We start from the raw sequence: 13980 nt of genomic DNA on the forward strand, positions 1-13980 counted from the left end.
AATTTCCTTATGAGTTTCATGGAGCAAGCAACCGACTGGGTAAATGCTTGGAATGACAAGTACTGGCTGTTCATGATTGTTCTGCTGATTGGTACAGGTTTGTACTTCTGTTGGCGGACCATTGTCGTGCAGCTTCGGTACATCCCGGAGATGTTCAAGGCTATCACTGAAAAGCCTTCGGACATCTCGGAGGGTGTCAAGGGTATTTCGGCTTTTAAAGCCTTTACTATCTCGGCGGCCTCGCGCGTTGGTACCGGCAACGTCGCAGGTGTGGCGGTAGCGATCACCACCGGTGGCCCGGGCGCCGTGTTTTGGATGTGGCTACTCGCCGCGATTGGTGGCGCAACCAGCTTCGTGGAGTCTACGCTGGCACAGCTGTACAAGGTGCGGGATAAGGACTCTTACCGAGGAGGCCCGGCCTACTACATCACCAAGGGGCTAGGGGAGAACTGGCGCTGGATGGCATCGCTGTTCGTCATCGCTATCACGGTGACCTACGGTTTCGTGTTCAACGCGGTGCAGTCCAACTCGATCACGGCGGCTGTGGCGGAGTCGACTGGTCAGGAAACGCCGATTTTTAAGTTCGGTGTCGGCATTGTGCTGGCAATCTTGGCCGGCGTCATCATCTTCGGTGGTGTGCAGCGTATTTCGGCGGTGACGCAGATCGTCGTGCCGATTATGGCCGTGGCTTACATTATCCTCGGTCTGATTGTCTTGGCTCTCAACATCACCGAGGTGCCGGGCATGATCAAGCTGATTTTTGAGCACGCCTTCGGTATCCGCGAGATTACCGGTGCCGCTGTCGGTACTGCCATGATGCAGGGTATTCGCCGCGGCCTGTTCTCCAACGAGGCCGGTATGGGTTCCACTCCGAATGCGGCGGCGACGGCGTCGGTTTCGCACCCGGTCAAGCAGGGTCTCATCCAGACGATGGGTGTCTACTTCGACACCTGGGTCGTCTGTACCATCACCGCAGTGATCATCCTGCTGTCCGATCCGACATTTGGCGGTGATGCGGAGGGCACCGCGCTGACTCAGGCCGCGCTGTCGGCGCAGGTGGGCACGTGGGCAATCCACGCGGTTACGGTCATCATCTTCTTCCTGGCGTTCTCCTCGCTGGTGGGCAACTACTACTACGCCGAAGCGAATATCCCATTTCTGTCTAAGAGCAAGGCTGTCCTGAACACCGTGCGCATCCTGGTCATCCTGTGTGTGATTGGTGGAGCTGTCGGTTCCGTGCCGCTCGTCTGGTCGCTTGCAGATACTTTCTCCGCACTCATGGCCACCATCAATATCATCGCGATTTTGCCGCTGGGTGGCGTAGCCGTCGCGCTTCTGCGGAACTACTCTGAGCAGAAGGCCAAGGGGCTCAATCCGGTATTCCACCGCGATGATCTGCCTAACCTCCGCGGTCACGACAAAATTGAGTGCTGGGACGGTTCCGACCCGATGACAGTGCGTGAGTCCGATGTCGCTTAACGACGTCCGCCTCACCGCGTGGGTACACGGTCATGTCCAAGGTGTCGGTTTTCGCTGGTACACCCGCGCGACGGCACTGGAGCTGGGGTTGGTTGGTTATGCCCAGAACTACCCGGATGGTCGGGTGTTAGTTGTTGCTGAAGGGCCACGGGCAGACTGTGAGAGTTTGCTCGCTTGGCTTGAGGGGCCGAATACTCCGGGCGATGTGACGACAGTGGTGCCGTTATGGCAGGAACCGAAGGGTGCATTGAGTACGTTTGACCGTCGTTAAGCGTGTGCTAGCTGTCTTCCCCCCCCATGTCGGTGTAGGAAAACCGAAAAACTCGAAACGTTCTATCCCTCGCTCTGCGTCATTGTTTTTACGCAGTTAGCGGGGGATTTTTTCCTGTCTTGAGGTAGTCGATTGGGACGCTAAAGAGCTCCCAGAGTGCTTAAAAGCTACGCAAGTGAGAAAAAGAATACGCAAATACGGAGGAAAAGTGATTTAAGTTAATAACTACCTACTGACAGACAGGGGAGGCACATATGACGCCTGAAGAAGTAATTGCACAGTCGGGAAACTCAGCGTGGATGCTGATGTCAGCTTCGTTGGTTTTACTCATGACACCGGCCCTCGCGCTGTTCTACGGCGGCATGTCGCGACAGAAGTCGGTGCTCAACATGATGATGATGAGCTTTGGTGCTGTCGGCGTTGTCGGTGCCATTTACGTGCTGTGGGGCTGGTCGATGTCCTACGGATCGCAGTCGATTGGCGGTGTGTTTGCCAACCCGTTCGAGTTCTTCGGACTGCGTAACTCGATTACGGATGGCGACGGCAACTACATTGCGGGTGCAAATGGTTACCCGAACATCATCGACATCGGGTTCCAGCTCACGTTCTGCTCTATCTCGGTGGCGCTGATTTCCGGTGCACTGGCTGAACGTGTGAAGTTCTCCACCTGGTTGATCTTCGTCGGTTTCTGGACAACGCTGGTGTACTTCCCAATGGCCTTCATGGTCTGGGGCGGTGGTCTGCTGAGCCACTCTGCAGAGAGCCTTTCGGCAAAGCTGTTTGGGACCGCTGACGGTGAAGCATTGATCGCTCCAATTGACTTCGCTGGCGGTACGGTTGTGCACATTGCTGCTGGTACCGCCGCTTTGGTGCTGGCGATTATCGTCGGCAAGCGCAAGTCTATCGATGGCAGCCAGCATCGCCCGCACAACCTGCCACTCGTCATGCTGGGTGCTGCACTGCTGTGGTTCGGCTGGTTTGGCTTCAACGGCGGTTCGGCATTTGCTGCCGACGGTGTCGCTGGTCTGGCATGGCTGAATACGACGGTGGCAGCGTGCGTGGGGATGCTCGGCTGGATTTCACTCGAGCGTATTCGTGATGGACATCCCACCTCGCTGGGCGCCGCTTCGGGTGTCATCGCAGGGCTTGTGACTATTACTCCGGCCGCAGGAGATATGAACCCAGTGACCTCAATCATTCTGGGCTATATCGGCGGTGCGCTGGGTTGCTGGGGAGTTGGCTTAAAGTACAAATTCAACTTCGATGACACCCTGGATGTGGTTGGTCTGCATCTGGTTGCAGCTATGTGGGGAACGATTGGTGTTGGCCTGCTGGCTAATGATCGCGGACTGCTTACCGGCGGTGGCATCGACGGCCTGAAGTTGTTTGCCATCCAGGTCATTATTGCTGTCATCGCAGCTGTGTTCTCGGGCGTGCTGACGTACATCATTGCCCGAGTCCTGAAGGCAACCGTCGGTTGGCGTATCCACGGCGAGCAGGAACATTCTGGTATTGACGTCGCTCAGCACGGTGAGTCGGCCTACACTTCGGCCAAGCAGGCGGCTGTGTAAACGGCGCTGTGTAAACAAGGCTGTGTAACTAAGTGAGTGCTTGGGGTAATTCAGCTCCAAACCGTAACTACGGGTAAGATATTGCCCCATGTATTTGAAATCGCTGACTCTGAAGGGCTTTAAATCCTTCGCTTCGGCGACGACGATGAAATTCGAGCCCGGCATCTGCGCAGTTGTCGGCCCGAATGGATCTGGTAAGTCGAATGTCGTCGATGCCCTCGCGTGGGTTATGGGCGAGCACTCCGCCAAGACCCTCCGCGGCGGCAAAATGGAAGATGTCATCTTCGCGGGAACTTCCGGGCGAAAGCCCTTGGGGCGCGCGGAGGTAACTCTTACTATCGACAATTCCGATGGGGCACTTCCCATTCAATATAAGGAAGTGTCTGTCACGCGTCGCATGTACCGCGACGGTGCAAGTGAGTACGAAATCAACGGTTCTCGCGTCCGGCTCATGGATGTCCAAGAGCTCCTCAGCGACACCGGCATTGGCCGCGAGATGCACATCATCGTCGGTCAGGGCCGGCTTTCGCAGATTCTGGAGTCCCGGCCGGAGGAGCGTCGTGCGTTTATTGAAGAAGCCGCAGGCGTGCTCAAGCACCGCCGTCGCAAGGAAAAAGCGCAGCGCAAACTGCAGTCGATGCAGGCCAATCTCGACCGATTGCAGGATCTGACAGGTGAGCTTTCCCGTCAGCTCAAGCCGCTGAAGCGTCAGGCTGAGGCCGCCTCTCGCGCCCAGACTGTACAGGCAGACCTGCGCGACGCCAAGTTACGCCTGGCCGCGGCTGATTTCGTGGATTTGCAGGACAGCCTCAATGACATTGCTGGTCAAGCCAAGCTCATCGAGGAAAAGGTGGAGACCGCCACGGAGCGAGCCGAGATTGCCGCTGAGCGCACTGCCGAACTTGAAGCCGAACTGGAGGACATCACCCCAGCTGCCGATGCTGCCCGAGATTTGTGGTTCCGTCTCTCTGCACTCGGCGAGCGTATTCAGGCCACCGCCCGCATTGCCGCCGATCGCGCGGCCGACCACTCCGTTGCTCCGTGGGTAGGCCCGGACCCTGACTTCCTGGAGCAGCGTGCCGACGACGCCGCCACCGAAGAAGCCACGCTCGCTGAGGCTGAGGCAGAGGCCCGCGAAAAACTGGAGGAAATCCGCGAAAGGCTCTTCGACGCCGAGGAGACCTTCCGCGAAGCCGAGGCGGAGCACCTCGCGGCCGTTCGCGCAATCGCAGACCGTCGCGAAGGCGTGGTCCGCCTCATTTCCGCAGAAGAATCTCTGCGCACCCGATTGGAAGCCGCCGAAGCCGAAGCTGCACGCCTTGCCGAGCAAACCAATGAGGCCGACGAACGCCGTGCCGATGCCACCGAAGCCGTGGAAAACGCCGCGCAGGAACTAGCCGAGGCCGAATTCGAAGGTCCCGAGCTGCAGAGTGCTTATGAACAGGCCAACCGAGAAGCAGAGCTGGCCTCTACACGGTTGAAAGAACTCCGCTCTGACGAGCGCGACCTCGAGCGCAGTGTCTCAGGTTTGTCCGCCCGTATCGAAGCACTGGAGACCGCCCGCACCGCCGCTGCCAACGACGGCACCGCGTGGCTACGTGAAAAGCACGAGCTCGGTGTTCTCTCTGAAGTCATCGATGTCGACGCTGGCTGGGAAAAAGCGCTCACTGCCGCCCTCGGCGCGGCCGCCGAGGCACTGGTCAGCGAGGGCAGTGGAGATTCGCTTATCGACGAGCTGGTGGCCGCGGGCAAGGGTAGTGCCGTCGTTATCAATTCTGCGGATGCATCCGACTCCTGGCGCTTGGACATCACTCTGCCCGCACAGGCATCCTGGCTGCTCGATTATGTGACGGTGCCCGCGGGGCTTTCGGGTTCGTTGACCTCTCTGCTCGTTGATGTCGTGGCCTGCGACGACGAACACGTTGCCCGTGAGCTGGTGTCGCAGGATACTCGACTGCGCGTTGTTGACCGCGATGGTGTGCTGCGTGGCTCCGGTTGGGTAGCTGGCGGTGCTGGTGGCACTGCATCAGGTGTGGAAATCGCCGCCGACATTGCTAAGACTCGCGAAGAACTAGCAGAAGCACAGGTGCGTTTGAGTGACCTCGGTGGTGTGCTCTCCGGTGCACAGGCCGAAGAAGAGGACCGCCGCACTGACGCGGCGGCCGCCCGTGCTGCGTTGCGTGAGCATCAGAGTCGTATGAAGGTCCTCACGGATGCCCGAACTCGGGCCACAGCGCAGCTGTCCGGCGTGGTGCATGATGCCGAACGCGCTGAGCAGCGCGGTGCCGAAGCCGCAGACCGAGTAACGAAGCTCCAGAAGGAGTTGGCTGAGGTCGCAGACCGCTTGGCTCGCGTTGACCGTGACCCCGAGGAGGGGGAACCGTCGACAAGCGAACGTGACCGTGCCTCGGAGGCGCTGACGACGGTGCGCGCCATGGAGACAGAGGCGCGTCTGTCGCTGCGCACGGCAGAGGAGCGTCTGTCGAGTGTACGAGGTAAGGCCGAGCGGCTCCGTCGCCAGGCTGCGTCGGAGCGCGTAGCGAAGGCCCGCCATGAGCAGGCGCAAATGGCGAAGGTTGCCCAGCGCGAATTGGCAGAAGTTGTCGCGGAGCTGGCTGAGGACTTGCACGCGAAGGTCAACGTGTCGTTGGCGCGGGCAGAGGCCGATCGCGACGATGCCGAGGCGCAGAAGAAGACGGTGTCGCAGGCACTATCGGCGGCCCGGACGGAGGCGAATACGGCGCAACGTGAGCTGGCACAGCTAACGGATTCCGCGCACCAGGGAGACATCGCCCGTGCGCAGGCGCAGGTTCGCGTGACCGAGGCTGCAGAGCGCATCGTCGACCAGTTGGGGCTGTCTGTCGATGACCTGCTCGCGGACTTTGCTCCTGATGAGAACTTCGACCGCGCAGCCGTGACGAAGCAGCTCAAACAGGCGGAGAAGGATCTGCGTGTGCTCGGCCGCGTCAACCCGTTGGCGCTGGAGGAGTATAAGGCGATGGAGGAGCGCTACTCTTTCCTATCCACGCAGCTCGACGATGTCCTCAAGGCCCGCCAGGACCTCACCGATGTTGTCGAGGAAGTCGATGCCACGATTCTGCAGCTCTTTACAGACGCGTGGAAGGACGTCGAGGCAGAATTCCCCGCGGTCTTTCAAACGCTTTTCCCAGGTGGCGACGGACGACTGGTTCTCACTGAGCCGGACGACCTGCTCACGACAGGTATCGAGGTTGAAGCCCGCCCACCGGGCAAAAAGGTCAAGCGGCTGTCGTTGCTATCCGGCGGCGAGAAGTCGCTGACGGCGCTGGCAATGCTCGTCGCTATTTTCCGCGCGCGCCCAAGTCCCTTCTACGTACTCGACGAGGTGGAAGCCGCGCTTGACGACGTTAACCTGCGTCGCCTTATTGCGCTGCTCGAGGAACTCCGCGCGACCAGTCAGCTGATTGTCATTACGCACCAGAAGCCAACAATGGACGTTGCGAATGTGCTCTACGGCGTGACCATGCGAGGTGATGGTGTGACTCGAGTAATCTCGCAGCGAATGTCACCGGCATCCGCAACTCCGTCGTCAGGAGCGGAGTAAGCACGGAGTAAGTGAGGAAGAGTCGTTGATACTGCATAATGAGAGTTATGACTCCAACTCAGTGGATACTCCTTGTCGTCGCGATTGTCGTTATTATCGCGCTGCTTTTTGTTGTTGGCTATGTCCGCAGGAAGAACCAGCGCATTTCCTTTGCGAAGGAAGATACTAAGGAACTCACCCAGCAGGAGAAGTCTGGAAATTACCAGGCCACTAGTGGTTTTAACTTCGCTCCGGCCGGTGGTGGGACTGATACCCGTGAGAAGCAGCCGGTTGAAAAACCGATGCCGAAACCGGCGGGAAAGCCGGTTGAAAAGCAGGCCCCGGAGCCGGAAGAAAAGCAGGCTGACAAACCTGCCAATCAGCCAGACGGTTCACTGTTGAAACCAGAAGGTCGACTGGTAATTCCGGATAACCCCACCGAAATGGAGGGGGATTATGACCGCGTTATGCGGGAAATCCCGATCGATTTGCCTACGACCGGGGAATTACCTACGACCGAGGAAGAGGAATCAGAGCCCGAGTCGGAACCACAACCAGAGCCAGAGCCCGAAGCGGAGCCTGAGGTAGAGGTAGTTCCTGCGCCTGAACCGACGCCAGAGCCAGAGCCGGAGCCGGAAGTTGCGCCGGAGCCGACGCCAGAGCCGGAACAGCAGATTGACTCCATCGACCCAGCTGAGGGGCGTCTGGGTCGCCTGCGCGGTCGTCTGTCACGATCGCAGAATGCAATTGGCCAGTCGGTGCTCGGCATCTTGGGCGCGGGTGACCTTGATGAGGACGCGTGGGAAGAGGTCGAGGACATCCTGGTGATGGCTGACCTCGGTGCGGCTGCGACGCAGCGTGTCGTCGATAAGCTGCGCGAGCGTATTGCCAGCCAGAAGGTGAGCACGGAAGAGCAGGCGCGCGCCCTGCTGCGTGAGGTGTTGATTGAGGAGTGCAAGCCTGAGATGGACCGCTCCATCCGCGCACTTCCGCACGAGGGCAAGCCCGCAGTGATTCTGGTGGTCGGTGTCAACGGCACGGGTAAGACTACGACGACGGGCAAGCTGGCTCGTGTGCTGGTTGCCGGTGGCCACCGTGTTGTTCTCGGTGCAGCGGATACCTTCCGTGCTGCTGCAGCCGACCAGCTGGAAACCTGGGGGCGACGCGTTGGCGCGGAGACCGTTCGTGGCGCCGAAGGCGCGGATCCTGCTTCTATTGCATTTGAGGCAGTTGCTCACGGTATCGAGTCCGGCGCTGATGTGGTGCTCATCGACACCGCCGGCCGCCTGCACACCAAGGTCGGTCTGATGGACCAACTGGACAAGATTAAGCGCGTGGTGGAGAAGAAGGCTCAGGTTGACGAAGTCATCCTGGTTTTGGACGCGACGGTTGGCCAAAATGGTCTACTGCAAGCTCGTACTTTCCGGGATGTCGTTGACATTACCGGCGTTGCTCTGACCAAGCTGGACGGTACCGCGAAGGGCGGCATTGTATTCCAGGTGCAAAACGAGCTCGGTGTGCCGGTGAAGTTGGTTGGCCTTGGTGAAGGTGCTGACCACCTGGCGCCGTTTGAGCCAGAGAGCTTCGTAGACGCACTGCTCGGCGGCCGCAAATAGTAACTAACATCGATGAGTGAATTTTCCATCGATCGGTGAGTACAGCGTCGGCCGTCGTCCCCGGCAAAATAATAAAGGTCTCGGAGCCACCGCGTAGATTTCTGTAGAGGATACGCGGGGCTCCGAGGCCTTTACTGTTGAGGTGCTAGGAATCTAGCGGAGAGTTGCGCTAGGAATCCTTAGAATTCTTGCGTGCGAGGCGGGTAGCTGCCAAGCCACCGACCAGGAGTGCGAGAGCGGCACCGCCGAGGGCAGTCGCCTGAACACCAGTGACTGCTAGACCAGTGTTTTTGGTCCCGGTTTTCTTACCGTCATTCTTAGGGGCGTCGGGCTTGTCGCCTGGATTTTCCTCCCCAGGATTCTCGTCCTCCCCAGGGTTCTCGTCGTCCCCGGGCTGTTCGTCACCTGGGTTTTCATCATCACCCGGTGCGTCATCGCCTGGATTCTCATCGTCGCCTGGGTTCTCATCGTCGCCCGGAGTTTCGTCATCGGAGGTTGGACAGTAGCCGTAGACTCCGGTTGCCGGGTCGATTTTGCTCATATCACGCGGGGAACCGTCGGGGCACGTTGCGGTGTCATCGACTCCCGGCGGAATTCCGTCATTCTCTGGGGCATCTTCATCAGGCTCCGGAGTTGGGCCGGAATCATCTGAAGTGCCACAAGCGCCGTAAGCTCCGGTTGCCGGGTCGATCTTGCTCATATCACGCGGGGAACCGTCGGGACAGGTCTGGGTATCCTCAACACCCGGTGGAATGCCATCGTTCGATGAACCTCCTGGATCCGGGTTTGCGGCGTCATCTACACACTGGAAAGTACCGTCAACACTTTCAAAATGTTGACCGGCGGGGCATTCCGACGGGGCGGGGTCAGGAATCTGTGCGGTGGCGGTGCCAACGCCGATGAGCATGCCGGCTGAAGCGGCAGCGGCCACCATGGTCGAAGAGAGCTTCTTCATTGGGAAACCTCACAATGTCAATAGGAAAGCCCTGCAATCAATGGGCTCAAGGGGGAACACTGTTCACTCATTTGATTCTAATAACTAATTAAAATCTTTGGCGGTAAGAGTTTGGGGAGGGGGTAAAGCGAAATTGTTGACTCGTCCAAACCCCAGTAAGGGAAAGTGGGAACTTATATTTACAACGCTGAGTGTGTACACCCGTTGTGGTTGGAGTGTTTATAGGACTCGCCACTGTCGACTCGGGGGAGGTTCTCGCTAAGGGCGCCCTTGGTGAAGGTCAACTACTGACGTTATTTAGCTGTTATCTAAGCGGCGGTCGTTAGGTTGGACAAACGTTCTTTATGCAGTACATCAACCCTGTCTGGAGGGGGTGTCTAAGTGTCACGTTAAAATAACGAATAGTAATTTAACGTTCCCGAGGGCAAAAGAGCGTCATCCTATTGCTGTTTTCTACTTCCTATTGGTTACACCTGAATCGGGGTGTTTAGGGTGGATGGGCTGCAATTGTTGTCGATAGGCGAAGCTGTAGATATGTGCCAAACGGAGTGTCCAGCGGGTACGGTAGAACAGTTAAGAAAAGACAAGGCAAAAGGGGAGCTGGAAACTTGTTTGAGTCTCTTTCCGATCGTTTGACGGGTGCCCTGCGGGGGCTGGGCGGGAAGGGCCGCCTGACTGAGGCGGATATTAACGCCACTGCCCGCGAGATCCGGCTGGCTCTTCTGGAAGCCGATGTCTCCCTCGAGGTTGTCCGTACCTTCATCAAGCGCATCAAGGAACGCGCTAACGAAATTATTGGCAGCCAGACGGTCAACCCGGCCAATCAGATCATTGAGGTCGTCAATGAGGAACTGATCAACATCCTCGGTGGCGAGACTCGACGTCTCAATCTGTCGAAGCAGCCGCCAACGGTTATCATGCTGGCTGGTCTGCAGGGTGCTGGTAAGACCACTTTGGCCGGTAAATTGGCCAGGTACCTCACGGATCAGGGGCACACCCCAGTTCTCGTCGCCTGTGACCTGCAGCGCCCAGGTGCGGTGCAGCAGCTGGAAATCGTGGCTGAGCGTGCAGGTGTGCCGTGCTTCGCGCCGTTCCCGGGCACCAGCCTCGATTCCACCCATGAAATGGGCACCAGCGAGGACAACCCAGTTGACGCCGCGTTCCGTGGCCTCGCTTATGCTCGCCAGCATCGCCACGATGTGGTGATTATCGATACCGCAGGTCGCCTGGGTATCGATGAGGTTCTGATGAAGCAGGCCCGCGACATTCGCGATGCCATCAACCCGCATGAAGTTCTGTTTGTCATCGACTCCATGATTGGTCAGGACGCGGTAGAGACCGCCAAGGCCTTCCGAGACGGCGTTGACTTCACCGGTGTTGTACTGACCAAGCTCGATGGCGATGCGCGCGGTGGCGCTGCACTGTCTATCCGTGAGGTTACCGGTAAGCCGATTCTGTTCGCCTCCACGGGCGAGAAGTTGGAGGACTTTGACGTCTTCCATCCGGACCGCATGGCCAGCCGCATCCTGGGCATGGGTGACCTGAAGACGTTGGTTGAGGTCGCTTCCAAGGAAATCGATCATGAGCAGGCTGCCAAGTCCGCCCAGAAGATCGGTTCCGGCGAACTGACTCTCGAGGACTTCCTCGAACAGATGATGATGGTCCGCAAGATGGGCCCAATCGGCAACATCCTCAAGATGCTCCCCGGCGGCGCGGAAATGTCCAAGGCCGCGGAAATGGTCGATGAAAAGCAGCTCGACCGCATCGAGGCGATTATCCGCGGTATGACTCCGGAAGAGCGTGAGAATCCGAAGATTCTGAACGCTTCACGACGTCGTCGTATCGCCAACGGTTCCGGTGTGTCCGTTTCGGAGGTTAACCAGCTCATCGAACGCTTCAATGAGGCGCGGAAGATGATGGCGCAGATGGCCGGCCGATTTGGTATGGGCGGTGGTCGCCCATCGAACCGCAAGGCCAAGCGTGGTCGAAAGGGTAAGGGAAAGAATAAGCGCAAGGGCGCTAACCGTGGTCCGACGCCGCCGAAGGCAATGCGCGGCGGCGGTATGCCGGGTATGCAGGGCATGCCAGGTATGCCGAGTATGGCTGAACTGCAGAAGCTGCAGAAGCAGATGGGTAATCAGCTGCCAGAAGGTATGGAGGACTTTGACCTCAACAATCTCGACTTCGGACAGGGCAAGAAGTAGCGGGGACTAGAAGTAGCTAGTCCCGCAGAGCCTTCTGAATCTGGCGGTCCATTTCAGGACTGAAAGTGGCCGCTAGTTCATCGGTGATGTGATTGCTGTCGCGGTAGACGTAGATATTGCCAATAGCTTTACGGCAGGTGGTCGGACCGCAGAAGATGTCGGAGAAATCTAGACTGTGCCCGTTGGGGAAGTTCGCAAGAATCTCCTCAGCGGGATTTTCTGCATTTAGGGCAGTTTTGCGGTGGATAGTGCAGTCTTCTTCCGCTTCTTCGCATACGCTGGGGGAGAATTGGTCCAAGTCCTCCCGTAGCGCCCATGGGTTATCGCGGATGGCGAAGAAATCAATTCCGCGTTCTTGCAGAGCAGCGAAAAACGAAACGTAACCATCCGGTGTGTAGTCGCCGGGCTGCGGTGGGTCCGCCTGGAACAAGGGTCTGGTTGCAGTGGTGAAAACCATCTCTGGCTGAATCTCGTCAATTTTCTGCAGAGCCTCGAAAGTCCAGGCCACGCAGATATCGCCGACTCCGTGGATCGGTTCTAAGGTCGCTGGACAGCCTTGTCGGAGAAGAACCACCACTCGGTACCCGTTGTTTTTGCCGTAGGCATCAATCGGGGCAAACCAATGTTCCATGTGCGAGCCGCCGACGATGACAATCGATTCACTAGCATCCGGATCACCGTAGACACACGGCTGGGTCTCATCGCGCCAACGGCGATTCGGTGGGAAGTATCCGACGTCCTCACCGCCTGTCGCAAGGCAGCCATCGAGGGCAGGTTCCGGCCAAAGGTCCGTGATGAAATCGGTATTCGGCTTTGTGGCTGCCTTGGGGACCTCGTACCCGTCGGTAAGCGCGAGTGCACCTGGATAGACCTCGGGATCTAGGCTGGTGGCGGAGGCGCGATCGACGCGCACCTGTTGCACGTTGACAAGGCTGGACATGCCGACCAACGCAATGACGACAACAGTGCCGACTGCCGCTAGACGACGAGCCGGGCGACGATGCTTCATTGCGTGGATTGCATCGCCAACGACGGGCTGAGTCCGGGTCGGTCGGCGAGTCGATTGAGCCAGCGGCAGCTCGACATACTTGTTGGTGAGTTTGGCCAAAATAAAGGAAACGACGATCACTGTGGTGCCAAGCTTCAGCCCCGGAGTATCGCGGTTGAAGTAGTTTATGGCCAGGATGAGAAGAGGCCAGTGCCACAGGTAGAGCGCGTAGGCGCTCTGGCCTATCTCGCGCATTGGGCGGCTGGCCAGGAACTTGGAGATCCAGCCCGCCTCAGGGCCGGCGATAATAATCAGCGCAGCACCACCGAGGGGCCATAGGGTCCAAGGGCCTGGGAACTGCGCGGCGCCGTCGAAGATGAAACCGGTGGAGACCACCAGTGCGAGGCCGATGCCGGCTAACAGCACTCGAAGAGGCTTGGGCATGGGGATGGAGCCCCGGACAAGAATCAGTCCGAGTAGTGCGCCGAGGCAGAGTTCCCAGAGTCGGCTGACAGTGGAGTAGTAGTTCCAGCCCTGGTTCTCGGAGTGCATATAGAAGGCATAGGAAAGTGAGCCGAGAGTGATGACTGCCAGCAACGGAGTGAGAATTCGGCGGAGTTTACCTCCAGTAGCGTCGGTACGCTTCGCCTCCACCGGTGAGGTGACCGCGCCGACAATCTGGGGTGAGCGCGTCATCCAGGCGAGCAGGGAGATGAGCAATATTGAGCCGAGATAAAACTGGCCCTGCACCGACATTGACCACAGGTGCTGCAGTGGGGAAGTTTCGCTCTCTGCGGCAGCGTAGTCCGAGCCCTGGAGCGCTAGTTCGTAGTTCTGGTAGTAGAGCAGGCTGGCGCGGAGTTGCTGGGCAATGTCGATGGTACGAAGCGATGGAATGAAGTAAATGACAAACAGGGTTGTCGCGAAGAGGACCAGCACCAGTGTCGGGATTAGGCGACGCAGCGTGCGCCAGATACTCCACCATGGATTGATGGACTGCCGGGGGTTAATGGCATTGCGGTACTGCGCGCCGAAGAAGAAAAACCCCGAGAGCAAGAGGAATACGTCCACACCACCGGAAACGCGGCCGACGTAAACGTGGAAAAGGACTACGAGGGCAATCGAAATGCCCCGTAGTCCGTCCAAGTCATACCTATACTGGGTGCCGGTGGTTTTCATAGAATGTTACGTTACCCCACTGTCAACGACGTTCAGCTTTAGAAGGTATGCAGCGTTTCGAGTGCGTAGTTTTGTTAATTTCCAAAAACTGCTGGTAACATACCTCAAGTTGTCTCAATGAGAATCCTCAGCCGAGGCACGACTGCGAATTCATC

8 protein-coding genes are annotated in these 13980 nt (G+C 58.3%); 6 read left to right on the plus strand and 2 right to left on the minus strand.

The genetic code is table 11. The features are described 5' to 3' along the window. Nucleotides 1–18: 18 nt before the first annotated feature. From HMPREF1206_RS06495 to ftsY, 5 genes are all read left to right on the plus strand, one after another. The gene (locus HMPREF1206_RS06495) at nt 19–1479 is read left to right on the plus strand and encodes a sodium:alanine symporter family protein (protein ID WP_016422544.1); all 1461 of its coding nucleotides are present in this window, start codon (nt 19–21) and stop codon (nt 1477–1479) included. After that, nucleotides 1469–1750, plus strand: coding sequence for an acylphosphatase (locus tag HMPREF1206_RS06500; RefSeq protein ID WP_005509493.1), 282 nt, complete (start codon nt 1469–1471; stop codon nt 1748–1750). Before HMPREF1206_RS06495 ends, HMPREF1206_RS06500 begins: the two co-directional genes overlap by 11 nt. A 254-nt stretch (nt 1751–2004) precedes the next feature. Further along, on the plus strand, nt 2005–3321 hold the full coding sequence (locus HMPREF1206_RS06505) for an ammonium transporter (protein WP_005509413.1): 1317 nt from the start codon (nt 2005–2007) through the stop codon (nt 3319–3321). Nucleotides 3322–3409: 88 nt separating this feature from the next. Next, a complete protein-coding gene (gene smc, locus HMPREF1206_RS06510; protein ID WP_016422545.1) occupies nt 3410–6904 on the plus strand; it encodes a chromosome segregation protein SMC in 3495 nt (1164 codons plus the stop codon). Nucleotides 6905–6951: 47 nt separating this feature from the next. Next, complete coding sequence (gene ftsY, locus HMPREF1206_RS06515; RefSeq protein ID WP_016422546.1) at nt 6952–8499, plus strand: signal recognition particle-docking protein FtsY; 1548 nt, start codon at nt 6952–6954, stop codon at nt 8497–8499. Between the two features lie 169 nt (nt 8500–8668). On the opposite strand, the gene HMPREF1206_RS06520 is transcribed toward ftsY, so the two are convergent. After that, nucleotides 8669–9454, minus strand: a complete 786-nt coding sequence (locus HMPREF1206_RS06520) for a hypothetical protein (RefSeq protein WP_016422547.1) — start codon at nt 9452–9454, stop codon at nt 8669–8671. Nucleotides 9455–10062: 608 nt separating this feature from the next. Between HMPREF1206_RS06520 and ffh the strand changes: the two genes are divergently transcribed. Then, nucleotides 10063–11658 (plus strand): signal recognition particle protein, encoded by a 1596-nt coding sequence (ffh, locus tag HMPREF1206_RS06525; RefSeq protein ID WP_016422548.1) that lies wholly within the window; start codon nt 10063–10065, stop codon nt 11656–11658. Between the two features lie 16 nt (nt 11659–11674). Here ffh and HMPREF1206_RS06530 read toward each other — a convergent pair whose 3' ends face one another. Beyond that, nucleotides 11675–13825: an acyltransferase family protein gene (locus HMPREF1206_RS06530; protein WP_016422549.1), complete on the minus strand. Its 2151-nt coding sequence runs from the start codon at nt 13823–13825 to the stop codon at nt 11675–11677. Nucleotides 13826–13980: the final 155 nt, after the last annotated feature.

Source organism: Corynebacterium sp. HFH0082 (genome assembly GCF_000411235.1).
Classification (GTDB): Bacteria; Actinomycetota; Actinomycetes; order Mycobacteriales; family Mycobacteriaceae; genus Corynebacterium; species Corynebacterium jeikeium_D.